Below are 23,857 nucleotides of genomic sequence, written 5' to 3'. Positions count from 1 at the left end.
ACCGTAGAATCAATGTCATCATGCCTTCCGCGATCCCGTCTCCGGACCTGTCCGCCCTGACGATCTCCTATCCGCCGGAACTCCCGGTCAGCGCCTGCCGCGACGAGATCGCCGAGGCCGTCTCCGCACACCAGGTGGTCGTGATCGCGGGCGAGACCGGTTCGGGCAAGACGACCCAGTTGCCGAAGATCTGCCTCGAACTCGGCCGCACCTCGATCGGTCATACGCAGCCTCGGCGGATCGCGGCGACGTCGGTGGCCCGGCGGATCGCCGACGAGTTGGGCACCGAGATCGGCGGGACCGTCGGGTATCAGGTGCGCTTCTCCGACAAGGTCGGCAAGGACACCCGCATCAAGGTGATGACCGACGGCATCCTGCTGCGCGAGATCGGCCGGGATCCGCGGCTGTCCGGTTACGACACGATCATCATCGACGAGGCGCACGAGCGCAGCCTCAACATCGACTTCCTGCTCGGCTATCTCAAGCAGTTGCTGCCGACCAGACCGGATCTCAAGCTCATCATCACCTCGGCGACCATCGAGCCCGACCGCTTCGCCCGGCATTTCGCCACCACCGCGGACACGGTGCCGATCTTGGAGGTCTCGGGGCGGACGTACCCGGTCGAGATTCGGTATCGGCCGCGCGAGAGCGACGACTCCGACCACGACGACCTCGATCAGATCGCGGCGATCGACGCGGCGGTCGGCGAGCTGTGGTCGCACGCCCCGGGCGACATCCTGGTGTTCCTGCCGACCGAGCGCGACATCCGGGACACGGCCGATGCCCTCCGCCGACGCAGCGCGGCCGAGATCGTTCCGCTGTTCGCCCGGCTGTCGGTCGGTGAGCAGCAACGGGTGTTCGCCCCGTCCAACGGTCGGCGGATCGTGCTGGCCACGAATGTCGCCGAGACGTCATTGACCGTTCCCGGCATCCGGTACGTGATCGATGCGGGTACGGCTCGCATCTCCCGCTATTCGACCCGCACCAAGGTGACTCGTCTTCCCGTGGAACGGGTCTCACAGGCCAGCGCCCGTCAGCGCGCGGGTCGCTGCGGCCGGGTGGCGCCGGGCATCTGCATCCGCCTGTACTCGGAAGACGATTTCGACGCTCGTCCGGAGTACACCGACCCGGAGATCCTGCGGAGCAATCTCGCCGCCGTCATCCTGTCGATGCTGTCGCTGCGGCTGGGCGACATCAACGACTTCCCGTTCGTGCAGGCGCCCGACCCGCGAGCGGTCCGCGACGGCATGGCACAGCTGTCCGAACTGGGAGCGGTCACCGGCACCGATTCCGCGTCCGCGCGGCTGACCAAGATCGGCAAGCAGCTCGCGCGGCTGCCCGTCGACCCGAGGTTGGGCCGGATGCTGGTTGCCGGACACGACAACGGCTGCCTCGATCACCTGCTCGTCATCACTGCGGCGCTGGCCCTGCCCGACGTTCGGGAGTTCCCCAGCGACAAGCGGGAGGCCGCCACCGCCGCCCATCGCCGGCACGCGGTGCCGGGGTCGGAGTTCCTCGGGCACCTCAAGCTCTGGGAGTATCTGACGGCCAGGCGCGCGGAACTCTCAAGCAGCCAGTTCCGCAAGATGTGCGAGCGAGAGTTCCTGCACTTCCTGCGGATCCGCGAATGGATCGATCTGCACCGGCAGCTGCGGCGCACCGTCAGCGACCTCAAGTGGCAGATCCCGGACACCGAGGTGGACCCGGCAGCCGTTCATCGCAGCGTGCTCTCCGGCCTGCTGACCAACATCGGTGCGCGGCAAGGCGACTCACGCGACTATCTGGGCACCCGAGGCACGAAGTTCGCGATCTTCCCCGGATCCTTCCTCGCGAACAAACCGCCCGCCTTCGTCGTGGCCGCCGAACTCGTCGAGACCTCGCGCCTGTTCGCACACACCGTGGCCTCGATCGATCCGGCCTGGGTCGAGGAGTTGGCCGGCGACCTGGTGACGCGCACCTACTCCGAGCCGCACTGGTCCACCCGCCGCGGCGCGGTGATGGCGTACGAGAAGGTCAGCCTGTACGGAGTTCCCCTGGTGGTACAGCGCCGCGTGAACTACGGGTCGATCGACCCGAAGACCTCGCGCGAGATCTTCATCCAGGAGGCACTGGTCGCCGGACGCTGGCGTAACCGTCATGCGTTCTTCGCCCACAACGCCGAGCTGCTCCGCGACGCGTCCGAGACCGAACATCGCGCGCGGCGTAGGGACCTGCGCATCTCCGACGACGAGCTCTTCGAGTTCTACGCGGCGCGCATACCGTCCACCGTGGTGTCGACACGGCATTTCGACTCGTGGTGGAAGAAGGCGGGCCGCACCGATCCGGCGCTGCTCAACCTCCGGCCCGAGGACTTGCTCGGAGACGACGTCCCCACGGCCGCCGACTATCCGGCCGCCTGGCAGCAGGGCGAGACCCGCCTGGAGCTCCGCTACCACTTCGAGCCCGGCGCACCCGATGACGGCGTGACCGCGATCATCCCCGGGCCGCTCCTGGCACATGTGCGAGACACCGGATTCGACTGGCTCGTACCCGGGATGCGCGCCGAACTCGCGACGCAGCTGATCAAGTCGTTGCCCAAGGGCCTGCGCAAGTCCATGTCCCCGGCGTCCCGGTACGCCGAACTCGCTCTCAGCCGACTCTCGGTGCGCAGCGAGCCACTGCTCACCGGCCTGGCTCGCGAGCTGTCGTCGATCAGCGGGGTCACCCTGGCTCCGCGCGATTTCAATCCGTCGGCACTCCCCCCGCATCTGCGGATGCACTTCGCAGTCACCGGCACAGACGGCGCGATCATCGCGCGCGGCGACCGGCTCGCCGCGCTTCGCACCGACCTGTCTGCCGACGCCGACCGCGACCGCCGTGCGCCCCTGCACCGCGAATGGACCGCCGACGGTCTGGGCACCCTCGCCGACTCCGAGACGGCGACCGTTGCGGGACAGACGATCACCCGCTATCCCACGCTCGCGACCGTGCCGGGACAGGGCGTACGCATCGCGAAGGCCGCCACCTCCACCGAGCGCGACGCCGGCATCGCCGCCGCCGCCGGAGAACTCCTGCGACTCGCGATCGCGCCGCCCAGCCGCAAGCTGGCGTCGACTCTGCCGCCGCCGGCCAAGCTCGCGCTGAGCCAGAGCCCGTATCCGGACGTGGACGCGTTGCTGGCCGACTGCACGGCACGGGCGGTCACCGACACCCTGGCACGGGAGCCGGAGTTGGCCGCCCTGCGCAGTCCCGGTGACTTCGGCGCGCTCTCGGCGCGGCTGGGGCCGGTGATCCGGTCGCGCGCACCCGAGTACTTCGACGCCGCCGTCGCGGCGCTCGCCGAATACTCCCCGGTGCGCCGGGCCGTCGACGCCCGGTCCGGGACTCTCGCCGCCGACGACGTCTCCGATCAGGTCAACGATCTGATCTTCGACGGCTTCGTCGGCGCGACGGCATTGGAGCATCTGCGCTCGCTGCCGCGCTATCTGACCGCCGCGCGGCTGCGCCTCGAGTCCCTCAACACCGCCGCCGGCCGGGACAACGAGGCGATGGGCGCCATCGACAGGGTGGTGGCGGTCTGGAATAGGCGCCTCGCCCAGCTTCCGGCCGCACGCCACGAGGCGCTGAACGAGTTGGTGCAGTGGCGCCTGGAGGAACTCCGCGTGAGCCTGTTCGCTCAGCAGCTCGGCACCAACGGTCCAGTCTCCGAGCAGCGGATAATCAAGGCGATCGACAAGTTCAGCTGACTGCTCGGGGCGGTGGCTGACTGCTCGGACCGGTGGCGCCGGTGCCGTGAGTGTCAGTGACGGTCGCGGCGCAGCGAATCGATCTCGCGCTGGAAGTCGTCGGCCGACTCGAACGACCGGTAGACCGAGGCGAACCGCAGATAGGCCACCTCGTCGAGGTCGCGCAGCGGACCGAGGATCGCGAGACCGACCTCATTGCTCGGTATCTCGGCCGAACCCGACGAGCGCACGGTGTCCTCCACCTGCACCGCAAGCTTCGCCAGTGCGTCCTCGTCCACCTGACGGCCCTGGCAGGCGCGGCGCACGCCCTGCATCACCTTCTCGCGACTGAAGGGCTCGGAGATGCCGTTGCGCTTCACCACGGACAGCACAGCCGTCTCGACCGTGCTGAACCGCCGCCCGCATTCATTGCACGACCTGCGGCGACGGATCACCTGGCCGTCGTCGGCGACTCGGGAGTCGACGACACGGGTGTCGTCGTTCTTGCAGAACGGGCAGCGCATGCCATGACAATACCCGCCCGCCTCAGCCGTACTGCGGGGCGATAAGCGCTTGTCCGACATGCAGTCCCGATGTCTCGAGGCCGTTCAGGTCGCGCAGCTGGGCGATGACGCCCGCGGACGGCAACTCCGGAGCGATCCGCTCAGCGAGCGCGGTGAGCGACTCCCCCGACCGGACGTACACCACGTGCGTCGCCGCCGGCGACTCCGGCGTCGCCGCATCCTGGTAGCCCGCTCCGACGAGGGCGAGCAGCCACACCATGCCGGCGAGGGTGCCGCCGACCACCGCGGCCCCGGCCCACCGGCGCCTGCGGTACACCGCGGGCGACAGCGCGGTCCGGCCGGCCGGCGGCGCATCGAACATCACTCGCCGGTCCGCGACCGGGCGACGCCGCTCGGGGCGGCCGGTCGGGAAGCACGTTCCGCTCGAGTCGCCTCGCCCCGCTCCGCGTACTCCCCGATCACGGACCAGCGAGCCACGGACCACCGGGATGTCGCAGGTCATCGCCGACGCAGTGGAGTGCACAGCAGTGGAGTGCACAGCAGTGGAGTGCGCAGCAGTGGCGCGTCCGGTCGGGGCGGGTGCCGTCCTCGTGCTCATGACTCGTCTCCAATCGATCGCGTGTTCGAAGAACTCTTGTTCGATAGTTAACACGAGGGGTCCGACAAACGCCGACACGCGTCGAACAATTGTTTGAGTTTTGTGACCTACTCAACTAGCCTTTGGACCATCGATCGAACACAGCTGACGAAAGGCCCGACCGTGACCGACACGCCCGATCCGATGCTCTCCACCGCGACGCTCGAGGCCTCATTGACCCAGCGTCAGCGCGAGGTGCTCGAGGTCATCCGTCAGTCGGTCCGCGAGCGCGGCTACCCGCCGAGCATCCGTGAGATCGGCGAGGCCGTCGGACTCACCTCCACGTCGTCGGTGGCCCATCAGCTCCGCACGCTCGAGCGCCGCGGCCTTCTCAAGCGCGATCCGCACCGTCCGCGTGCGGTGAACGTTCGGGACGATCAGCGGACACCGCCCTCGGGCGGTGCCGAGGCCGACGGAGAGTCACTCCCCACGCCGACCTTCGTTCCGGTGCTCGGCCGGATCGCCGCCGGCGGACCGATTCTCGCCGAACAGGCCGTGGAGGAGGTCTTCCCGATGCCGCGCGAACTGGTCGGCGACGGTTCCCTGTTCATGCTTCGCGTGGTCGGCGAATCGATGATCGACGCGGCGATCTGCGACGGCGACTGGGTGGTCGTGCGCCAGCAGAACGTGGCGGAGAACGGTGACATCGTCGCCGCGATGATCGACGGCGAAGCCACCGTGAAGACCTTCAAGCGCACCGACGGTCACGTCTGGCTCATGCCGCACAACGAGCATTTCGAGCCCATCCCCGGCGACGACGCCGCCATCCTCGGCAAGGTCGTCACGGTGATGCGCCGTATCTGAGGCGCCCGGCCGGCCTCAGCGGGACATCACACCTCGCCGGCCAGAACCGCGCGAACCGCCTCGCGCGCCTGTGACGGACTCGTCGCGGCGATCGCGGCGGACGCCGCATCGCGGCACTGATCCATGGTGACGGTACCCAGCTTCAGTCCCACCGCGGCCGACGCCGCAGGCGCGGACGACAACGACGTCACACCCATCCCGACCAGCACACATGCCAGCAACGGATCGGCAGCCGCCTCGCCGCATACGCCCACGGGCTTGCCCTGGTCCCGACCGGCGTCCCCGACCCGCTGTATCAGCGCGAGTACCGCCGGCTGCCACGGGTCGGTGAGCGCCGCCAGCTCCGGCGACATCCGGTCCGCCGCCATCGTGTACTGGGTCAGGTCGTTGGTGCCGATCGAGACGAAGTCCACTTCGGCGAGGATCGCGTCGGCGAGGATCGCCGCCGACGGCACCTCGATCATCACCCCCGGCACCAGACCGCGTTCCCGAACCCGCGCGGCGAATTCGCGCGCCTCGTCGACCGTGGCGATCATCGGTGCCATCACCCACGGCGTCGCACGGCCGTCGTCGCGCGCCGCCTCCGCCAGCGCATCGAGCTGGTTGTTGCGGATGTCCGGATACGTCTGCACGATGCGGTTGCCGCGGACTCCCATCGCCGGATTCGGCTCGTCGGAGTGGGCGACGAACTTCAGTGGCTTGTCCGAGCCCGCGTCGAGGGTGCGGATCACCACCTTGCGCCCGGGAAAGGCGTCGATCACCTCCCGGTAGAGCTCTACCTGCTGGGCGACGGTGGGCTCGGCCGCGCGGTCCAGGAAGGCCAGTTCGGTTCGGAACAGTCCGACGCCCTCCACCGGCGCCTGCGCCGCCGACCGAGCGGACACGCCGTCGGCCACGTTGGCCAGGATCGCGACCGCGTGCCCGTCCGCCGTGCGGCCCGGCCCGCGCCAGGCCGCCGTCTCGGCCGCCCGCGTCGCCGCGGCCGTCACGGCGTCCGAGATGAGTCCGGCGTCCGGGGCGGCCCCCACCGTTCCCGCGTCCCCGTCCACGTAGCCCATGGCTCCGGAGGGGATCTCATCGAGTTCAGCGGCGGCGACCACGCACGGAATACCGAGTTGGCGAGCAATGATCGCCGTGTGGCTGCTGGGGCCGCCGAGCCGCATGCCCAGCCCGATGACGCGTGCCGGGTCCAGACCCGCGGTGTCGGCGGGCGCGAGGTCGTCGGCGAGCAGAATCGACGGTACGTCCGGCACGGGGATGCCCGGCTCCGAGAGCCCGAGGAGTTCGGCGACGACGCGGTCTCGGACGTCCAACAGATCGGTGACCCGTTCAGCCATGAGGCCGCCGAGCTTGGTGAACATCTCCACGAACTGCTCGGTGGCCGCGATCGCGGCGAGCGGCGCTCGAACGCCCTGCGCAATCGACTTGCCCGCGGCCGTCGCCCACCCGCGATCGCGCGCGAGACCGGCCGTGGCAGTCAGGACCTCGGCCGCGACGCCGGTGCTGTGGGAGGCCCGGTCGGCCAGCCGGTCGGCCACCACTCCGGCGGCGGCGGTGAAACGCTCCATCTCTGCGTCGCGGAGCTCCTCCGGAACGGGAGAGTCGTCGATGGCGTCGAAGCCGGGTCGCGGTGCGGGTCTGATGATCGGTCCGTACGCGAGGCCACCGACCACCGGAGTACCGGAGACGATGACGTCGGCGCGGAACGGGTTCTCGGCAGGCACGGGAGAAGTCACCTCGGTCATGTGAGAAAGATTACAGAAAGTCCTTGACGTGTCAACACGTACCCATGTAAACAAAGATGCGTAACCAACCAAATCAACACAGATCCACATCTTTGCACGATCCCCATCGTTGCATGAGATCGGACAGTCGGGAGAGCAGATGTACGCGGAGGAACGCCAGTCGGCGATCGCGAACGAGGTCCGCCTGCGCGGCCGCGTCTCCGTAGCCGATCTCGCCGCGCGCTTCTCCGTGACCGGCGAGACCGTGCGCCGCGACCTGGCTATTCTCGCTCGCAGCGGCCATCTGGTGCGCGTCCACGGCGGAGCCGTACGCCTCGACGTCGCCGCAGTGGTCGACGAACCTGATCTGGTGGTTCGGGAGGAGACCCACCGAGGCGAGAAGAGCGCCATCGGTGCCGCTGCGCTGGCATTCCTGCCCGCCGACGGCGGTTCCATCGTGATCGACGCCGGGACCACCACTCTGCAGTTGGCTCTATCCATCCCCGTCGACGCCCGCTTGACCTGCGTCACCAACAGCGTGCAGATCGCCGAGGTGGTGGCGGAGTTGCCCGGCTCCGGGGTGCTGCTGACCGGCGGCAGACTCCGGCCCAAGACCGGTGCCTCCGTCGGCGCCGACGCGATCGAGCGACTCTCGCGCATCCGTGCGTCGGTCGGCTTCCTCGGCACCAACGGTCTGTCGCTCGAGCACGGTCTGTCGACACCCGACGCCGACGAGGCCGCCACCAAACGCGCCATGATCGCGGCCTGCACGACGACGGTGGTCCTCGCCGACTCGTCCAAGATCAACCGGGAGGAACTGATGAGCTTCGGAACCCTGGAGGACGTCGATGTCCTCGTGACCGACGCCGGGATCGACTCGGCCTTCGCCGACGAACTGCGCGCCCACGAGATCGAGGTGGTGATCGCATGATCGTCACCGTCACCGCCAATCCGAGCACCGACCGTACGATCGAGCTCGCCGGACCGCTCCGGAGGGGCGAGGTGCACCGTGCGGCCCGCGTCGTCGACCAACCGGGCGGCAAGGGAATCAACGTCGCACGGGTGGTGCGGGCCGCCGGCCTTCCCACACTGGCCGTCCTGCCCGCCCGCGCCGACGACCCGTTCATCGACAGCCTGCGCGCCGTGGCCCTTCCGCACCAGGCGGTGTCGGCGGACGGGACGGTCCGGACCAACCTGACCGTCGCCGAACCGGACGGCACCACCACCAAGATCAACGACGCCGGAACGGCCGTCTCCGCCGAGGCCGCGGCCGCGCTGCGCACCACGATCATGGCCCGTGCCGAGGGAGCGGACTGGCTCGCTCTGTGCGGCTCGCTGCCGCCCGGCCTCCCCGACGACTGGTACGCGCAGGTACTCGCCGCGACGGCGTCGCTGCACTGTCGGGTGGCCGTCGACACGTCCGGCGCACCCCTGGCCGCGGTGGCCGCCGCCCGTCCGGCACTGCTGAAGCCGAACTCCGATGAGCTCGCCGAACTCACCGGCGACGATCCGGCCGGCATGGAGAGGTCTGCGGCGCAGGGTGATCCCAGCGTCGCAGCGGCCGCCTCCCGAACACTCGCCGACCGGACCGGCGGGACGGTGCTGACCACGCTGGGCGCGGCCGGCGCTCTCCTGACCACCCCGGACGGCATATGGTTCGCCACCGCGCCGGCTGTCGCGGTCCGCAGCACCGTCGGCGCGGGCGACGCCTCACTCGCCGGTTATCTGATCGCGCACCTGCGCGGTGCCGACGAGGCCGGGCTCCTGCGCAGTGCCGTCGCTCACGGCTCGGCGGCCGCAGCACTGCCGGGCACCACGCCGCCCACTCCGGATCTGCTCGACGAAGCGGGTGTGTCCGTCTCCCGGCTGTCCTGATCCGTCCGCGAAGAACCCCGACACCCAGAATCTCCGAGTCCCCGAATCCCCGACCCCCAGAATCCCGACCCCCCCAGAATCACCGAGGGAGCCATCATGTCCCAACAGATCATCACGCCGGAGCTGGTCCTGCTCGACGGTGACGCCGGCGCTGATGCGGACAGTGTCATCGCCGCGCTCGCCGGTCTGGTCGCAAACGCCGGCCGCTGCACCGACCCGGCCGAGCTCGCCGAGGCCGCTATGGCACGCGAACGCAAATCCGCGACCGGGCTTCCCGGAGGCATCGCGATCCCGCACGCACGCGTCGCCTCCGTCACCACCGCCACCCTCGCCATGGCACGCCTGACGCGAAAGGCAGAATTCGGTGCTCCGGACGGGCCCGCCGACATCGTCTTCCTGATCGCGGCACCGGAGGGAGCCGCCGGCGAGCACATGAAGGTGCTCAGTTCGCTGGCGCGCGCCCTCGTGCGGCCCGACTTCGTCGCCGCCCTGCGCGCGGCGCCCGACGCCGCCGCCGTCGTCGATCTGGTCAACGAGGCCGTCGAGGGCAAGCCGGCCCCTGCCCCGGCCGCAGCGACCCCCGCAGCGACCCCGGCAACTGAGACCCCGGCAACTGAGACCCCGACCACCGAATCCCCAGCGGCCGAGCCCGGGACCACTCGGATCGTCGCCGTCACCGCGTGCCCCACCGGGATCGCGCACACCTACATGGCCGCCGACGCCCTCAAGCTCGCCGCCGAACGCGCCGGCGTGGAGTTCGCGGTGGAGACCCAGGGGTCGACCGGTTCGACGCCCTTCGCCCCCGATGTGATCGCTGCCGCGGACGTGGTGGTCTTCGCGACGGATGTGGGCGTCAAGGGCCGCGACCGGTTCGTCGGCAAGCCGGTGGTCGCCTCCGGCGTCAAACGCGCGATCAACGAACCCGATGCGATGATCGCCGAGGCGGTCCGCACGGCGCGAGATCCCCGGGCCGCCACCGTCGCCGGGGACGCGAACGCCGGCGCGCAGGCGCCCGCGGCCTCGCGGGTGGGCATCGGAGGTCAGCTCAAGCAGGCTCTGCTGACCGGTGTCAGCTACATGATCCCGTTCGTCGCCGCGGGCGGTCTGCTGATGGCGCTCGGCTTCCTGCTGGCCGGCTACGAGATCGGCAGTTCGACGGTGCAGGAGGGCACCTCGGACGGACTGTACTACGCACTGCACTACAGTCTCTGGGATCTGCCGCCGGGCGGGCTCATGCAGTATCTCGGCGGAGTGAGTTTCGCGATCGGCAATCTGGCGATCGGGCTCATGGTGGCGGTCCTGGCCGGCTACATCGCCTACGCGATCGCCGACCGGCCCGGTCTCGCTCCCGGATTCACCGCGGGTCTGATCGCCGTCGCCGTGAACGCCGGCTTCATCGGCGGTCTCGTCGGCGGTCTGCTGGCCGGCGTCGTCGCCCTCTGGCTCTCCCGGCTGCCGCTGCCCCAGTGGGCGCGCGGACTGCAACCGGTCGTCATCATTCCGCTGGTGGGCACGCTCGTCACCGGCTTCATCATGTTCGCTCTGCTGGCCCGTCCGCTGTCGTGGATCAACACCTCGCTCGAGGACTGGCTCAACTCGATGTCCGGCAGTTCCAAGGTGATCCTCGGCATCGTGATCGGCCTGATGATGTGCTTCGATCTGGGCGGACCGGTCAACAAGGCGGCGTACGCCTTCGGCGTCGCCGGCCTCGGACTCGCCGGCGCGGGCGTCGCACAGTGGGAGATCATGGCCGCGGTGATGGCCGCAGGCATGGTTCCGCCGCTGGCGATGGCGCTGGCGACCACCCTCCGACCGTCGACGTTCACCGAACCGGAGCGCGAGAACGGCAAGGCCGCCTGGCTGCTGGGCGCGTCGTTCATCTCCGAGGGCGCGATCCCGTTCGCCGCCGCCGATCCGTTCCGCGTGATCCCGTCCATGATGCTGGGCGGTGCGGTCACCGGAGCGCTGTCGATGGCGTTGAGCGTCCAGTGCCGGGCACCCCACGGGGGCGTGTTCGTCCTCTTCGCGATGAACGGCACGTGGTGGAAGTTCCTGATCGCTATCGTGGCGGGCGTGATCGTCTCCGCCGTCGCCGTCCTCGCCGCCAAGCAGTACCAGCCCAGCCGGGAGCGCACGCCGATCCCCGCCGAGGCCGCCTGAAACACCCGGGCCCGAGCACGCAGCTCGGGCCGTCACACCGAAAGAAAGGCACGTCCATGCCCAGCACCACCGTCACCGTCGGATCGGCCGTCGGTCTGCACGCTCGTCCCGCCGCCATCATCGCCGACGCGGCCACCGCTCTCGGCGTCCCGGTGACGCTCGCCGCCGGCGGTGATCCGGTCGACGCGGGCAGCGCGCTGATGATCATGACCCTCGGCGCGGAGAAGGGCGCCTCGGTCACCGTCGAAAGCGACGACCAGGCCGCGGTCGATCAGATCGCGGCACTGGTCGCCAAGGATCTCGACGCCGAGTAGCCGGGCGAGACCGTCAGGCGACGGTCAGATCGCTGTACTCGGCCGCGAGCGCAGAAGGCATCCGCACATGCAGGCGGGTGCCTTCGGCGTTGTGCTCCGTGTCGAGCACGTGCGCGTGCTGGTGGAGCCGGGAGATCACCTCTCCGCGGGCGAACGGCACCTGCAGGACGGCGTCCACATCGTCTCGCTGCAGGAAGTCGGTGATCGCGGCGAAGAGCCCGTCGAGCCCCTCACCGGTCCGGGCCGAGACGAACTGCGCATCCGGATACTCGGCCCGCAGCGCCGTCATGGTCACGCCGTCGACGGCGTCGATCTTGTTGACGACCAGCATCTCCGGCGGCGCGGGGCGGTCCTCTTCGGCGAGCACCTCCCCCAACACCTGGCGGACGGCCGAGATCTGGTTGGCCGGGAACGGGTCTGACCCATCCACCACGTGGACGAGCAGATCGGCGTCGACGGCCTCCTCCAGTGTCGACCGGAACGCCTCGACCAGCTGGGTGGGCAGATGCCGGACGAAGCCGACGGTGTCGGTGAAGACCACCTCGTGCCCGTCGGCGAGCTGCGCGCGGCGGGTGGTCGGATCGAGCGTCGCGAACAGTGCGTCCTGCACGAGGACACCCGAGCCGGTCATCGCGTTCACCAGGCTCGACTTGCCGGCGTTGGTGTAGCCGACCACCGTCAGAGCCGGTACACCGCCCCGGCGGCGCGCCGCGCGCTTCACCGTCCGAGCCGTCTTCATCCCGCGAATCTCCTTGCGCAGCTTGGCCATTCGCTCGCGGATCCGCCTGCGGTCGGTTTCGATCTTCGTCTCACCGGGGCCACGCAGGCCCACGCCGCCGTTGCTGCCGGCGCGGCCACCTGCCTGGCGCGACATCGACTCGCCCCAGCCGCGCAGCCGGGGAAGCATGTACTCCATCTGCGCCAGCGCCACCTGCGCCTTGCCCTCACGCGAGGTGGCGTGCTGGGCGAAGATGTCGAGGATGAGCGCGGTGCGGTCGATCACCTTCACCTTGACGACCTTCTCCAGCGCCGTCAGCTGGGCGGGCGTCAGCTCACCGTCGCAGATCACGGTGTCGGCTCCGCTGGCGACCACCACTTCGCGGAGTTCCTCGGCCTTGCCGGAGCCGAGATAGGTGGCCGGATCAGGTTTGCCACGGCGCTGGATCAGGGCGTCGAGCACCTGCGATCCGGCAGTCTCGGCGAGCGCGGCGAGTTCGGCCATGCTGGCGCGGGCCGCGGCGACGCTCCCGGTGGTCCAGACGCCCACGAGGACGACCTGCTCCAACCGGAGGCGGCGGTACTCGACCTCGGTGACGTCCTCGAGTTCGGTCGACAGGCCGACGACGCGTTGCAGCGAGGCACGCTCGTCGAGCTGAAGTTCGCCCACCGTGGGTTCGCCCGGGCGTCCACGCTCCGAGAGCCCCGGGACCTCCTCGGCGGACCGGTCGTCGGCGGATTCGTCCAATGCAGATTCTTTGGTCAGTTCAGTCATATGTACATCCATTGTGCCCCCGACCGGCACCGGAACGCATCCGGATTTCCCGCGGGTGCCCGCTCAGTCGGCCCAGCCCGCGACGAGCCGGCCGCGGGCCACCAGCCGAGACGGGCCGCGCAGGACGGCCGAGCCGTCGCCGACAGTGACCAGCACGTCGCCGCCCGGCACTGTGACCGCGACCGACCCCGAGTCTCTGCCGGCCCCCGACAGCGCAGCCGCTGCGGCGGCCACCAGGCCGGTACCGCACGATCGGGTCTCCCCGACGCCCCGCTCGAACACTCGCATGTGCGCATGGAAGTCGGCCTCGTCGGCCGGGGTCGGGCCGCCCGGGGTCAGCGGGGTGAGGATCTCGACGTTCGCCCCGTCCGGAAACAGCGCCGAGTCCAGCTCGGCGCCGGTGGTGAGATCCAGTGTCGCGAGCCGTTCGGGCGTCAGTCCGTCGACCACGCAGGCCAGGTGAGGGTTGCCGACGTCGACGGCCTCGCCCGTCAGCGTCGTACCCGCGATGCGGACCTCGCTCGGACCGCGCAGCGCCACCGGTCCCATCGAGACACTCACGTCGGCGTCGGCGTCGTCGGCCGAGTGCACGGTGACCGGACGGGCCCCGGCGCGCGAACCGACGGTGAACGCATCGGTGTCGACGAGCCCTTCGGTCCGGCAGTAGTGCGCGAACACGCGCACACCGTTGCCGCACATCTCCGCGATCGAACCGTCGGCGTTGCGATAGTCCATGAACCAGTCCACGCCCGAAACGCCCTCGGGTAGCCGTTCCAGCACCTGTTCGGCCACCAGCGATCCGGCGGTCGCGACGCGCAGAACGCCGTCGGCACCGAGTCCCCGCCGGCGGTCGCAGAGGGCGACGACGAGGTCCTCGGTCAGTTCGATCTGTGCCTGAGGATCGGGCAGGATCACGAAGTCGTTCTGGGTGCCATGCCCTTTGACGAAGGTCAGCGCCGGAGAGTTCTTCACTCCCATCAGGCTACGCGGAGCGCGCGGAGCGCATTCTCCAGCAGGGCGGGATCGGCGGCGTCGAGCCACACCGCGCGCGGGTCGCGCCGGAACCACGACCGCTGCCGGCGCACGTACCGTCGCGTGCCGAAGAAAGTACGCTCCTGCGCCTGATCGAGGTCGTAGACGCCGTCGAGATACTCGATGACCTGTGCATAGCCGATCGCCCGCGAGGCCGTCCGTCCCTCCCGCAGGCCGCTCTCGCACAGTGCTCGCACCTCGTCGACAAGGCCGGCGTCGAACATCGCCGCGGTGCGCAACCGGATCCGCTCGTCGAGGGCCTCCTTCTCTCGGTCGAGGGTCAGGATGCGGGTCCCCCACCGCGGTTCACCGATCGACGGCGCCGACGCCGCGAACGGCTCCCCGGTGATCTCGACCACCTCGAGGGCGCGCACGATGCGCCTGCCGTCCGAGTCCAGGATGGTGGCCGCGGCGGCCGGGTCGACCTCGGCCAGCCTGCGGTGGAGAGCCAACGGCCCGATCTCGGTGAGCAGCGCCTCGTACTTCGCCCGCACCGCGGGATCGGTCGACGGGAACTCCCAATCGTCGAGCAGGCCCTGGATGTACATCATCGACCCGCCGACGATGACCGGCAGCCGGCCCGATGCGAGAAGCGCTTCGACGTCTGCCGTCGCCGCGGACTTGTAGCGGGCGACGGTGGCGGTCTCGGTGACGTCGAGGACATCGATCTGGTGGTGCGGTATCCCCCGCCGTTCGGCGACGGGAAGCTTGGCGGTGCCGATGTCCATCCCGCGGTACTGCTGCATCGCGTCGACGTTGACGATCTCGCCGCCGAAGTGTTCGGCGAGATCGAGGGCGAGTTCTGATTTGCCGCTGGCCGTCGGGCCGATGACGGCGATGGGTGCGAGGGTCACCGCGGCGCCCCCGGCGACCAGACGGCGACGGTGTAACCGACCCCGAACGGGGCATCGCGATACAACACCTCTGCCGCTGCGACATCAGACACAGCGACATCGGCCGCGGGACCGCCGCAGGCGGCCGCCAGGACCTGCCATGCGGCCCTGCCTCCGACTCCCTCCGCGGCGCACGCGTCCGCGTCGAGGGCGGCCAGTGCGCCGGTGTCCGCGCGGGCGAGCGCGTCGTCGATCCGCCGCTGAAGCGCGATCGCCGAGGGCCGCTCGCCGCCGCCCGGAGCGCCCGGCGACAACGCGGTGCAGCCGTCGGCCACCACCAGAAGTCCCACCCGGTCGCCGCTGTCGGGATCGCCGCTGTCGGGATCGTCGCTGTCGGGATCGCCGCCGTCGGACAGGGCGCGCGCGAGTTCCAGTCCGGCTGCCGCGCACTGGTCCGGCGACCACTCCGGATCCACCACCCACGGCGTCACCGTGATCCGCTCTCCGCCGCCGTCGGCCTCACCGCGGACCCACCCCGCGATCAGCATCGACAGGGGCAGCGGCGCGCCCTCGGTCGGCGGACCGCCGAGTCGTACCGGGTGCGGCACACCGTATCCGCCGAAGTCGCCGCAGCTGCGGTAGTCCGTGGCACCGGCGGAGCCGGCGCGATCGGCTGCGCCGAGTGCGATCCACCGATCGGCCGCGCTGCCGAGCCGCTTCGCCACCGCACGCACGGCCGCGCGTACGGGTTCGGTGTCGGTGGCGGCCGGACCGGCCAGTTCGGGGACGAGCAGCGGAGCGCTCGGGACTATCGCAACCAGGGCTAGCACGGTCTCGACGCTACCGGTGCGCGCGCGGAACATCGGTTCGGGCCCGGCACCGGCGGCGTCCCGGCCTCGATGTGGGAGGCAATGTTGCAGGCCGCGCCCACAACCGTCGCCGTGCCTGCTTGAATGAACCTCGTAGTGAATGAACCACGCAGTGATCTGGCAGCCGTGACGCGCGGCGAAGACGATTCAAGAGGTACACGCATGATCAACTCGCCCGACTCGAGCAACCCGGCCTCGAACGGCCCGTCGGCCCCCAAGCCCGGCCCGAAGCCGGGACCGAAGCCTGGCCCTCGGCCGCGTCCGGTCCCCCGGCCCGCAGTCGGCGGCCCGACCCCGGCGGTACCGGTCCATCCGGTGCCGGTGGGTGATCCGAACGAGTTCGGCCGGATCGATTCGAGCGGTGCGGTGTGGCTCAAGACTGCGAGCGGCGAGCGCCAGATCGGCTCGTGGCAGGCCGGGACCGTCGAAGAGGGCCTCGCGCACTTCTCCCGGAAGTTCGCCGACCTGGCCACTGAAGTGGAGATCCTCGAGGAGCGTCTCACCGCCCGTTCCGGCGACCCCAGGAAGACTCAGGCGTCGGCGGCGCATCTGCTCGCCGAACTCCCCGACGCACAGGTCATCGGTGACGTCGACAGCCTGGCGGCCCGTCTGGAGGTGATCGTCTCCGGCGCCGACGATGTGGCGCAGGAGGTCAAGGACCTGCGCGAGTCGGCCCGTGTCTCGGCGATCGAACGCAAGGAGGCGCTGGCGGCCGAAGCCGAGCACATCGGGAGCGAGAGCACCTCGTGGAAGGCGGGCGGCGACCGGCTCCGGGCGATCCTGGACGAGTGGAAGACGATCAAGGGCATCGACCGCAAGACCGACGATGCGCTGTGGCGGCGTTACTCGAAAGCGCGGGACGCGTTCAACCGGCGTCGCGGTGCGCACTTCGCCGAACTCGACCGCGAACGGGCGGGAGCCAAGGCGCGCAAGGAGGAACTGATCGCCGAAGCCGAGGCGCTGTCGGACTCCACCGACTGGGGCCCCACGGCGGCCAAGTTCCGCGAACTCCTGGCCGAATGGAAGGCCGCCGGTCGCGCACCGCGCGACACCGACGAGGCGCTCTGGCTCCGGTTCAAGGCCGCACAGGATGTCTTCTTCCAGGCCCGCAACGCGGTGAACTCCGAGCGTGACGCCGAGTTCGCGGAGAACGCGAAGGCCAAGACCGCACTGCTCGACGAGGCCGAGGCGAAGATCGATCCGGCGGCCGATCTGGAGACCGCGCGGCGCGAGTTCCGTACCTTCCGCGAGAAGTGGGACGAGATCGGCAAGGTCCCGCGCGAACAGATGCACAGACTCGAGAGCCGTGCGCGGGCGCTCGAGAAGCGGCTGCGCGACGCCGAGGACGCCGACTGGGCACGCACCGACCCGGAGGCGCAGGCGCGCGCCGCGCAGTTCACCGAGCGCGCCGACAAGCTCGACGAGCAGGCCGAGAAGGCCGCCGCCGCGGGACGCGACCGTGAGGCCGCGGAGCTGCGGCAACAGGCCGCGCAGTGGCGCGAGTGGGCCAGCGCGGCCCACTCGGCGCTCACCGATCGCTGACGCCCACCAGGTCCCGACGGCCCGGGCGCGGTGCGTTCGCACCGAGCCCGGGCCCGGAACTCAGTCCTCCGACGCGGTCCCCTCAGGAGTCTGGTCGCCCCGAGGCTGGTCGCCCTGCGTGTGGGCATTCTCCGCCGAGTCCGCTTCCGCAGAATCCGCTTCGTCGGCTCTCGCGGCCTTCGCGCTGGGCGCCACCGGTCGCTGGAGCGACAGTCCGAAGGCTTCGCGGTTGGCGGCCTCGGCGCGACGTTCCTGCTCCAGCGCGAGGTGGTAGGAGTTGCGATTCCACACCACTCGGGCCCAGTGGAACACCAGAACGATCGCGACGGCCCAACCCAGCAGCAGACCCGCGCCGGCACCCGACGGCGACGCCGTCTCGTCGACTCCGACGGTGTTCCGGGTCCAGATCGCGAGCATGCCCGCCACCGCGTCGACCGCGGTTCCGGCCAGCGCGATCCAGGCGAGCACCCAGCGACGGGTGATCAACGCGAGCGTCGAGAAGCCGATGCCGAAGATCGCCAGCATGTAGACGAAGATCTCCGACGGCAGCTTGATGTGCTCGGCGGTGGCCTTGTCGGTCATCATCAGCACGTCGAGACCCGTGGCGTCGCCGGCATGCGGCAGAACCAGCGAGACCATTGCGAGCAGCACGCATACGGCGACCACCACGGCCCGGGCACCGGGGTCGATCTCCCCCGCGACCTTCTTCTCGGTCTTTCGGAGCTCGTGCTCGTATCGAGTGAAAGTATCCAGATCGTTCTTACTCATGAACAGCCTCCAGTTCCGCATGCGCTCGTCGGCTCAGGAACGGACTGCACTCCGATCGACGGCATCCCGAGCCCGACGCCGACGGGTGGTGTGGTGGGCAGGGTGCCCGCCTCGTGCGCATCGCCGGCGCGGGTACGACGGTGCGAGAGCACCCCGGCGTCGGCGATCAGATGATGGGGGGCGGCGTCGGTGATCACGGTGGTCACGACATCACCCGGACGGATGCCGCCGGTCCGACCGTCCGCATCGCCGGTCGATAGGAAGTGCACCAGACGTCCGTCGCGGGCGCGTCCGGTCATCCGCCCGGTCGAGGAGCTCTTGCGTCCCTCGTCGGCGACGACGAGCAGTTCCGCCTCGGTCCCGACCAGCGCCGTGTTGCCCTCCAGACAGATCCGCTCCTGGAGCGCGATCAGCCGCTGGTACCGCTCGGTCACCACCTCCGGCGGAACCTGATCGGGCATGGTGGCGGCCGGGGTGCCCGGTCGCGGCGAGTACTGGAAGGTGAACGCGCTCGAGAAGCGCGCCCGCTCCACCACGTCGAGCGTCTCCGCGAAGTCCTCTTCGGTCTCGCCGGGGAAACCGACGATGATGTCGGTGGTGATGGCGGCGTGCGGCATCGCGTCGCGGACGCGGTCCAGGATGCCGAGGAACTTGGTTCTGCGGTAGCTGCGTCGCATGGCCTTGAGGACTCGGTCCGAGCCGGACTGCAGCGGCATGTGCAGCTGCGGGCAGATGTTGGGGGTCTCAGCCATCGCCGCGATGACGTCGTCGGTGAACTCCGCCGGATGCGGCGAGGTGAAGCGCACCCGCTCCAGTCCCTCGATGCCGCCGCACGCGCGCAACAGATCGGCGAACGCCCCGCGGTTGCGCGGGATGTCCGGATCCGCGAACGACATCCCGTAGGCGTTGACGTTCTGGCCCAGCAGGGTCACTTCGAGCACGCCCTGGTCCACCAGTGCCTGCACCTCGGCGAGAACGTCGCCCGGACGCCGGTCCACCTCCTTGCCGCGCAGCGACGGCACGATGCAGAAGGTGCACGTGTTGTTGCAGCCGACCGAGACCGACACCCATCCCGAATACGCCGAATCACGGCGCGCGGGCAGGGTGGACGGGAATCGTTCGAGCGAATCCAGGATCTCGACCTGCGCCTCGTCGTTGTGGCGGGCCCGTTCGAGCAGCACCGGCAGCGAGCCGATGTTGTGGGTTCCGAAAACGACGTCCACCCAGGGTGCGCGGCTGCGGACGGTGTCCTTGTCCTTCTGCGCCAGACACCCGCCGACGGCGATCTGCATCCCGGGTCGCCGCGCCTTCACCGGCGCCAGATGCGACAGATTGCCGTAGAGCTTGTTGTCCGCGTTCTCACGCACCGCACAGGTGTTGAAGACCACCAGATCGGCGTCGTCGCCGTCGTCGGCGGCCACATAGCCCGCGTCTTCGAGGAGGCCCGCGATCCGTTCGGAGTCGTGCACGTTCATCTGACATCCGTAGGTACGGACCGAATAGGAGCGCGGCGCCGTCGCCGCATCCTCGGTCGTCGTCTCTCCCAGGGCCTCAACACTCACATCTCAAGGTTACGTGGCGGGGCAAATCCGTCCGCGTCACACGTACCGCATCGCCGGCATGTCCGGTTCCGCGCGGCGACACGCGGGAACATGCGAAAGAACCCGTGCGGCGACGCGCGTCACAACTAGTTTGTTAGTCATGCCCGACACGAACGTCACACCGATGATCTCGATGAAGAACGTGCAGAAGCACTTCGGCGACCTCCATGTGCTCCGCGACATCGACCTGGAAGTGCCCCGCGGTCAGGTGGTGGTCGTCCTCGGCCCCTCCGGCTCGGGCAAGTCCACCCTCTGCCGGACCATCAATCGACTCGAGCCGATCGACAGCGGCGAGATCCGGGTGGAGGGCGAACTGCTGCCCGCGGAGGGCCGCGACCTGGCCCGGCTCCGCGCCGACGTGGGCATGGTCTTCCAGTCGTTCAACCTCTTCTCGCACAAGACGATCCTCGACAACGTGACGCTCGGACCGATCAAGGTGCGCAAGGCCTCGAAGGCGGATGCCCGCAAACGTGCGGAGGAACTGCTCGACCGCGTCGGCATCGCCGCTCAGAAGGACAAGTACCCGGCTCAGCTCTCGGGCGGTCAACAGCAGCGCGTCGCCATCGCCCGCTCGTTGGCGATGGACCCGAAGGTGATCCTGTTCGACGAGCCGACCTCGGCCCTGGACCCGGAGATGGTCAGCGAGGTCCTCGACGTGATGGTCGCCCTCGCCAAGGAGGGCATGACGATGGTGGTCGTGACGCACGAGATGGGCTTCGCCCGCAAGGCCGCCGACCGCGTGATCTTCATGGCCGACGGTCAGATCGTCGAGGACACCGATCCCGAGACGTTCTTCACCGCGCCGAAGTCCGACCGTGCGAAGGACTTCCTGTCGAAGATCCTGGGAGGCTGACATGGCGACCACTTCCCTCAGACGCCCGTCACGCCGACGCCGCGCACTGCCGGCGCTGATCCTCGCGATCGCCCTGACACTGCCCGCCGTGGCCGCGTGCGGCAGCACCGAACCGCGCGACCTCGTCGAGTCGATCAAGTCCGGCAAGGTCGTCCTGGGCACCAAGTACGACCAGCCCGGGCTCGGTGTGCAGCAGCCCGACGGTTCGGTGGTCGGTTTCGATCCGTCGGTCTCCGAGTACGTCGTCGACCACATCGCCGACCGGCTCGGCGTACCGCATCCGGAGATCACCTGGCGCGAGACACCCTCCGCTCAGCGCGAGACCCTCATCGGCAACGGTGAGGTCGACATGATCGCCGCGACGTACTCGATCAACGAGGCGCGCGCGAAGAAGGTGGCCTTCGCGGGCCCCTACCTCGTGACCTACCAGGGGCTCCTGGTCCGCAAGAATGACTCGTCCCTGAACTCGCTGATGGACCTCAACAACGGCAAGAAACTGTGCTCGGTGAGCGGTTCGACACCGGCGCAGAACGTGAAGGCTCAGCTGCCGGGCGTCCAGCTCCAGGAGTACGACTCCTACTCCTCGTGCGTGGAGGCGCTGCGCCGTGACAAGGTCGACGCGCTCACCACCGACGAGACGATTCTGGCCGGGTACGCCAACCGCTACCCCGGCGAGTTCAAGCTCGTGTCGATGACCTATCCCAAGGACGCCTGCGTCGGCGGGAAGCTCAAGAAGAAGGGCCAGCCGTTCTCGACCGAGCGCTACGGCATCGGCATGGCGAAGAACTATCCCGACTCGGTCGCGAAGGTCAACGAGGCGCTCGAAGCGATGCTCGCCCCGCTGCCCGGCTCCGACCAGTCCGTCTGGAGCCGGGATCTCCGCGACGCGCTCGGCAACGAGACGATCGATTCGTGGATCGCCCGCGCCGACGCGCCGGGATCGCAGTACAAGCTCTTCCCGGACGTCGGGAATCTCGACTTCCTCACCTCCCCGTCGACGCCCTGCGAAGGAGATGCGTAGATGTCCGACCTATGGCAGAGCATGGGTCCGCAGATCTGGCCCGCGTTCTGGATCACCATCAAACTCACTGTCTATTCGGCGATCGGCGCACTGATCTGGGGTGTCCTGCTGGCCGCCATGAAGGTCTCGCCGGTTCCGGTGATGCGCGGCTTCGCGACCGTGTACGTGAACGTCGTGCGCAACACCCCGCTCACCCTGATCGTGCTCTTCTGCTCCATCGGCCTGTACCAGAACCTCGGTCTCACGCTGGCGACGGAGAGCTCGAACTTCATCGCCACCAACAACTTCCGGCTCGCGGTGCTCGCGTTCGTCCTGTACACGGCGACGTTCGTCTGTGAGACCCTCCGCGCCGGGTTCAACACCATTCCGATCGGACAGGCCGAAGCCGCTCGATCGCTCGGGCTCACCTTCACCCAGGTTCTCGGACTGATCATCCTGCCGCAGGCGCTGCGCACCGTCATCGCGCCGCTCGGATCGGTGCTGATCGCGCTCACCAAGAACACCACGATCGCCTCGGTGATCGGCGTCGCGGAGGCCTCACTGCTCATGAAGTCCGAACTCGAGACCCACGGCGACCAGATCCTGCTGATCTTCGCCATCATCGCCATCGGATTCATGATCATCACCCTCGCGGAGGGTGCGGTCTTCGGATGGGCCGCCAAGCGATGGGCGGTCAAGCGATGAGCGATCAGTCGACCGTCCTCTACGACGCGCCCGGGCCGCACGCCCGGCGCCGCAACCTGATCACCGCGGTCGTCTTCGTCGTGATCCTGATCGCGATCGCCGCGTACATCATCAAAGTGCTGGCCGACAACGGCCAGTTCGAATCGGACATGTGGCGACCGTTCACCGTCGCCGGGACCTGGACCACCTGGCTGCTGCCGGGTCTGTGGGGAACGATCAAGGCGGCGTTCGCCTCGATCATCCTGGCGCTGGTGGTCGGTACGCTGCTCGGCATCGGACGATTGTCGGACCACCGGGCGGTGCGTGCCGTCTGCGGTCTGATCGTCGAGGTCTTCCGTGCGATCCCGGTCCTGATCCTGATGTTCTTCGCGTACTACCTGTTCGCCAAGTACGCGGTCGTGCCGTCGTCACAGCTCTCGTTCGCCGCCGTGGTCTTCGGTCTCACCCTGTACAACGGCTCGGTGATCGCGGAGATCCTGCGGGCGGGAATCCAGTCGGTTCCCAAAGGACAGTCCGAAGCCGCCCTGTCGATCGGCATGCGCAAGTCGCAGATGATGCGGATGATCCTGCTGCCGCAGGCGGTGACCGCGATGCTGCCCGCGTTGATCTCGCAGATGGTGATCGCGCTGAAGGACAGCGCTCTGGGCTACGCCTTCGGATACATCGAGGTGGTGCGGTCGGGCATCGTCTCGGCGTCGTACTGGGGCAACTACCTGCCGTCACTGCTCGTGGTGGCGGTGATCATGATCGCGATCAACTTCTGTCTGACGGGCCTGGCGAACTACCTCGAACGCCGTCTGCGCAGCGGCCGGCGCCGGACCGCGGCTCCCGATCCGGATGTCGCCGATCTGGAAGCGATGGAGAACATCCCCGGCTTCACCGGTATCGGCCGGTGAAGCCGGGAGTCAGGCGGAGTGTCGAGCGCGGTCGAGGACTTCCTTGACCACCGATCCGACCATCTCCGGCGGATAGCCGCGGCGACCCAGGGCCCCTGCGAGCCGCCGATACGCCTTGGCCCGGATCTCGCGGTCACCGAGTTGTTCGCCGGAGACGTTCAGCTTCTTCTCCGCGAGCCGGACGGCGATCTCCCGCTCGTCCTCGGGATCGATCTGGTCCAGTGCCTGCGCCGCGGTCTCATCGTCGATCCCCTTGGTCCGCAGTTCGCGTTTGAGAGCCAGCCGCCCGCGACCGGAGTGCGCATGCCGCGATCGAACCCATTCGGCGGCGAAGTCGGCGTCGTCGAGCAGCTTCCACTCGTCGAGCCGGCGCAAAGTCTGCTCCACCTCGTCCGGGGTGAAGCCGCGTGCGTTCAGACGGTCACGCATCTCCGCCCGGCTCCGGGCCCGGGTCCCCAGGAGCCGCAGCGCAGCATCCCAGGGCGACGGGCCGGACCGGGCCGCCGTATCGTCGGACATAGGTG

At 69.2% G+C, this 23,857-nt stretch carries 21 protein-coding genes; 11 read left to right on the top strand and 10 right to left on the bottom strand.

The genetic code is table 11. The features are described from left to right. Positions 1-20: 20 nt before the first annotated feature. Entirely contained in the window at positions 21-3,725 is a 3,705-nt protein-coding gene (gene hrpA, locus GSI01S_RS09250; protein WP_006896284.1) for an ATP-dependent RNA helicase HrpA, read from the top strand. Positions 3,726-3,778: 53 nt separating this feature from the next. On the opposite strand, the gene nrdR is transcribed toward hrpA, so the two are convergent. Both nrdR and GSI01S_RS20495 read right to left on the bottom strand, forming a co-directional pair. Further along, on the bottom strand, positions 3,779-4,228 hold the full coding sequence (gene nrdR, locus GSI01S_RS09245) for a transcriptional regulator NrdR (protein ID WP_006896283.1): 450 nt from the start codon (positions 4,226-4,228) through the stop codon (positions 3,779-3,781). A 22-nt stretch (positions 4,229-4,250) separates the two neighbouring features. After that, positions 4,251-4,826, bottom strand: a complete 576-nt coding sequence (locus tag GSI01S_RS20495; RefSeq protein WP_233500082.1) for a LysM peptidoglycan-binding domain-containing protein — start codon at positions 4,824-4,826, stop codon at positions 4,251-4,253. A 183-nt stretch (positions 4,827-5,009) separates the two neighbouring features. Between GSI01S_RS20495 and lexA the strand changes: the two genes are divergently transcribed. After that, positions 5,010-5,669, top strand: a complete 660-nt coding sequence (lexA, locus tag GSI01S_RS09235; protein WP_231650344.1) for a transcriptional repressor LexA — start codon at positions 5,010-5,012, stop codon at positions 5,667-5,669. A gap of 26 nt (positions 5,670-5,695) precedes the next feature. Here the strand turns inward: lexA and GSI01S_RS09230 are convergent, their stop codons facing one another. Continuing rightward, positions 5,696-7,414 carry a putative PEP-binding protein gene (locus GSI01S_RS09230; protein ID WP_006896279.1) on the bottom strand — a complete coding sequence of 573 codons (1,719 nt, stop codon included), beginning with the start codon at positions 7,412-7,414 and terminating at the stop codon, positions 5,696-5,698. Positions 7,415-7,553: 139 nt separating this feature from the next. Between GSI01S_RS09230 and GSI01S_RS09225 the strand changes: the two genes are divergently transcribed. The 4 genes from GSI01S_RS09225 (at position 7,554) to GSI01S_RS09210 (ending at position 11,742) form a co-directional block, all read left to right on the top strand. Further along, positions 7,554-8,324, top strand: a complete 771-nt coding sequence (locus GSI01S_RS09225) for a DeoR/GlpR family DNA-binding transcription regulator (RefSeq protein WP_006896278.1) — start codon at positions 7,554-7,556, stop codon at positions 8,322-8,324. Further along, entirely contained in the window at positions 8,321-9,268 is a 948-nt protein-coding gene (locus tag GSI01S_RS09220; protein ID WP_006896276.1) for a 1-phosphofructokinase family hexose kinase, read from the top strand. Before GSI01S_RS09225 ends, GSI01S_RS09220 begins: the two co-directional genes overlap by 4 nt. 96 nt (positions 9,269-9,364) lie before the next feature. Continuing rightward, complete coding sequence (locus GSI01S_RS09215) at positions 9,365-11,428, top strand: PTS fructose transporter subunit IIABC (RefSeq protein ID WP_006896275.1); 2,064 nt, start codon at positions 9,365-9,367, stop codon at positions 11,426-11,428. A gap of 56 nt (positions 11,429-11,484) precedes the next feature. Next, complete coding sequence (locus GSI01S_RS09210) at positions 11,485-11,742, top strand: HPr family phosphocarrier protein (protein ID WP_006896274.1); 258 nt, start codon at positions 11,485-11,487, stop codon at positions 11,740-11,742. Positions 11,743-11,755: 13 nt separating this feature from the next. On the opposite strand, the gene hflX is transcribed toward GSI01S_RS09210, so the two are convergent. From hflX to GSI01S_RS09190, 4 genes are all read right to left on the bottom strand, one after another. Continuing rightward, entirely contained in the window at positions 11,756-13,234 is a 1,479-nt protein-coding gene (gene hflX, locus GSI01S_RS09205; protein WP_045540414.1) for a GTPase HflX, read from the bottom strand. A 63-nt stretch (positions 13,235-13,297) separates the two neighbouring features. Further along, a complete protein-coding gene (gene dapF / locus GSI01S_RS09200; protein ID WP_006896272.1) occupies positions 13,298-14,212 on the bottom strand; it encodes a diaminopimelate epimerase in 915 nt (304 codons plus the stop codon). Beyond that, complete coding sequence (gene miaA, locus GSI01S_RS09195; protein WP_006896271.1) at positions 14,212-15,120, bottom strand: tRNA (adenosine(37)-N6)-dimethylallyltransferase MiaA; 909 nt, start codon at positions 15,118-15,120, stop codon at positions 14,212-14,214. Before miaA ends, dapF begins: the two co-directional genes overlap by 1 nt. Continuing rightward, the gene (locus tag GSI01S_RS09190; protein ID WP_039867390.1) at positions 15,117-15,929 is read right to left on the bottom strand and encodes a class III extradiol ring-cleavage dioxygenase family protein; all 813 of its coding nucleotides are present in this window, start codon (positions 15,927-15,929) and stop codon (positions 15,117-15,119) included. The genes miaA and GSI01S_RS09190 overlap by 4 nt, the downstream gene beginning before the upstream one ends. A 201-nt stretch (positions 15,930-16,130) precedes the next feature. Here GSI01S_RS09190 and GSI01S_RS09185 point away from each other — a divergent pair, with 201 nt between their 5' ends. Beyond that, complete coding sequence (locus tag GSI01S_RS09185) at positions 16,131-17,510, top strand: DUF349 domain-containing protein (RefSeq protein WP_006896269.1); 1,380 nt, start codon at positions 16,131-16,133, stop codon at positions 17,508-17,510. A gap of 60 nt (positions 17,511-17,570) precedes the next feature. On the opposite strand, the gene GSI01S_RS09180 is transcribed toward GSI01S_RS09185, so the two are convergent. Together GSI01S_RS09180 and miaB are read right to left on the bottom strand one after the other, a co-directional pair. Next, positions 17,571-18,278, bottom strand: a complete 708-nt coding sequence (locus GSI01S_RS09180; RefSeq protein WP_006896268.1) for an Rv2732c family membrane protein — start codon at positions 18,276-18,278, stop codon at positions 17,571-17,573. Then, positions 18,275-19,840, bottom strand: a complete 1,566-nt coding sequence (gene miaB / locus GSI01S_RS09175; RefSeq protein ID WP_006896267.1) for a tRNA (N6-isopentenyl adenosine(37)-C2)-methylthiotransferase MiaB — start codon at positions 19,838-19,840, stop codon at positions 18,275-18,277. Before miaB ends, GSI01S_RS09180 begins: the two co-directional genes overlap by 4 nt. 163 nt (positions 19,841-20,003) lie before the next feature. Between miaB and GSI01S_RS09170 the strand changes: the two genes are divergently transcribed. From GSI01S_RS09170 to GSI01S_RS09155, 4 genes are read left to right on the top strand one after another with little or no spacing between them, the layout of a single operon-like run. Next, entirely contained in the window at positions 20,004-20,732 is a 729-nt protein-coding gene (locus tag GSI01S_RS09170; protein ID WP_045540090.1) for an amino acid ABC transporter ATP-binding protein, read from the top strand. A gap of 1 nt (position 20,733) precedes the next feature. Further along, positions 20,734-21,753: a glutamate ABC transporter substrate-binding protein gene (locus tag GSI01S_RS09165; protein WP_006896265.1), complete on the top strand. Its 1,020-nt coding sequence runs from the start codon at positions 20,734-20,736 to the stop codon at positions 21,751-21,753. Further along, positions 21,754-22,437: an amino acid ABC transporter permease gene (locus GSI01S_RS09160; RefSeq protein ID WP_006896264.1), complete on the top strand. Its 684-nt coding sequence runs from the start codon at positions 21,754-21,756 to the stop codon at positions 22,435-22,437. Beyond that, entirely contained in the window at positions 22,434-23,333 is a 900-nt protein-coding gene (locus tag GSI01S_RS09155; RefSeq protein WP_006896263.1) for an amino acid ABC transporter permease, read from the top strand. Before GSI01S_RS09160 ends, GSI01S_RS09155 begins: the two co-directional genes overlap by 4 nt. A 9-nt stretch (positions 23,334-23,342) precedes the next feature. Here the strand turns inward: GSI01S_RS09155 and GSI01S_RS09150 are convergent, their stop codons facing one another. After that, positions 23,343-23,852 carry a regulatory protein RecX gene (locus GSI01S_RS09150; RefSeq protein WP_006896262.1) on the bottom strand — a complete coding sequence of 170 codons (510 nt, stop codon included), beginning with the start codon at positions 23,850-23,852 and terminating at the stop codon, positions 23,343-23,345. Positions 23,853-23,857: the final 5 nt, after the last annotated feature.

This window comes from Gordonia sihwensis NBRC 108236 (assembly GCF_000333035.1).
Lineage (GTDB): Bacteria > Actinomycetota > Actinomycetes > Mycobacteriales > Mycobacteriaceae > Gordonia > Gordonia sihwensis.
Note: the sequence above shows the minus strand (reverse complement) of the source record. Positions and strands in the feature narration are given on the sequence as shown.

Bases quoted from the DNA above. Each gene is read 5' to 3' on its own strand.
- GSI01S_RS20495 (WP_233500082.1), bottom strand. From the start codon at position 4,826: ATGAGCACGAGGACGGCACCCGCCCCGACCGGACGCGCCACTGCTGCG.
- hrpA (WP_006896284.1), top strand. From the start codon at position 21: ATGCCTTCCGCGATCCCGTCTCCGGACCTGTCCGCCCTGACGATCTCC.
- GSI01S_RS09220 (WP_006896276.1), top strand. From the start codon at position 8,321: ATGATCGTCACCGTCACCGCCAATCCGAGCACCGACCGTACGATCGAG.
- hflX (WP_045540414.1), bottom strand. From the start codon at position 13,234: ATGACTGAACTGACCAAAGAATCTGCATTGGACGAATCCGCCGACGAC.
- GSI01S_RS09225 (WP_006896278.1), top strand. From the start codon at position 7,554: ATGTACGCGGAGGAACGCCAGTCGGCGATCGCGAACGAGGTCCGCCTG.
- dapF (WP_006896272.1), bottom strand. From the start codon at position 14,212: ATGGGAGTGAAGAACTCTCCGGCGCTGACCTTCGTCAAAGGGCATGGC.
- GSI01S_RS09230 (WP_006896279.1), bottom strand. From the start codon at position 7,414: ATGACCGAGGTGACTTCTCCCGTGCCTGCCGAGAACCCGTTCCGCGCC.
- GSI01S_RS09160 (WP_006896264.1), top strand. From the start codon at position 21,754: ATGTCCGACCTATGGCAGAGCATGGGTCCGCAGATCTGGCCCGCGTTC.
- GSI01S_RS09165 (WP_006896265.1), top strand. From the start codon at position 20,734: ATGGCGACCACTTCCCTCAGACGCCCGTCACGCCGACGCCGCGCACTG.
- GSI01S_RS09180 (WP_006896268.1), bottom strand. From the start codon at position 18,278: ATGAGTAAGAACGATCTGGATACTTTCACTCGATACGAGCACGAGCTC.
- GSI01S_RS09215 (WP_006896275.1), top strand. From the start codon at position 9,365: ATGTCCCAACAGATCATCACGCCGGAGCTGGTCCTGCTCGACGGTGAC.
- nrdR (WP_006896283.1), bottom strand. From the start codon at position 4,228: ATGCGCTGCCCGTTCTGCAAGAACGACGACACCCGTGTCGTCGACTCC.
- GSI01S_RS09150 (WP_006896262.1), bottom strand. From the start codon at position 23,852: ATGTCCGACGATACGGCGGCCCGGTCCGGCCCGTCGCCCTGGGATGCT.
- GSI01S_RS09155 (WP_006896263.1), top strand. From the start codon at position 22,434: ATGAGCGATCAGTCGACCGTCCTCTACGACGCGCCCGGGCCGCACGCC.
- lexA (WP_231650344.1), top strand. From the start codon at position 5,010: ATGCTCTCCACCGCGACGCTCGAGGCCTCATTGACCCAGCGTCAGCGC.
- GSI01S_RS09210 (WP_006896274.1), top strand. From the start codon at position 11,485: ATGCCCAGCACCACCGTCACCGTCGGATCGGCCGTCGGTCTGCACGCT.
- GSI01S_RS09185 (WP_006896269.1), top strand. From the start codon at position 16,131: ATGATCAACTCGCCCGACTCGAGCAACCCGGCCTCGAACGGCCCGTCG.
- GSI01S_RS09170 (WP_045540090.1), top strand. From the start codon at position 20,004: ATGATCTCGATGAAGAACGTGCAGAAGCACTTCGGCGACCTCCATGTG.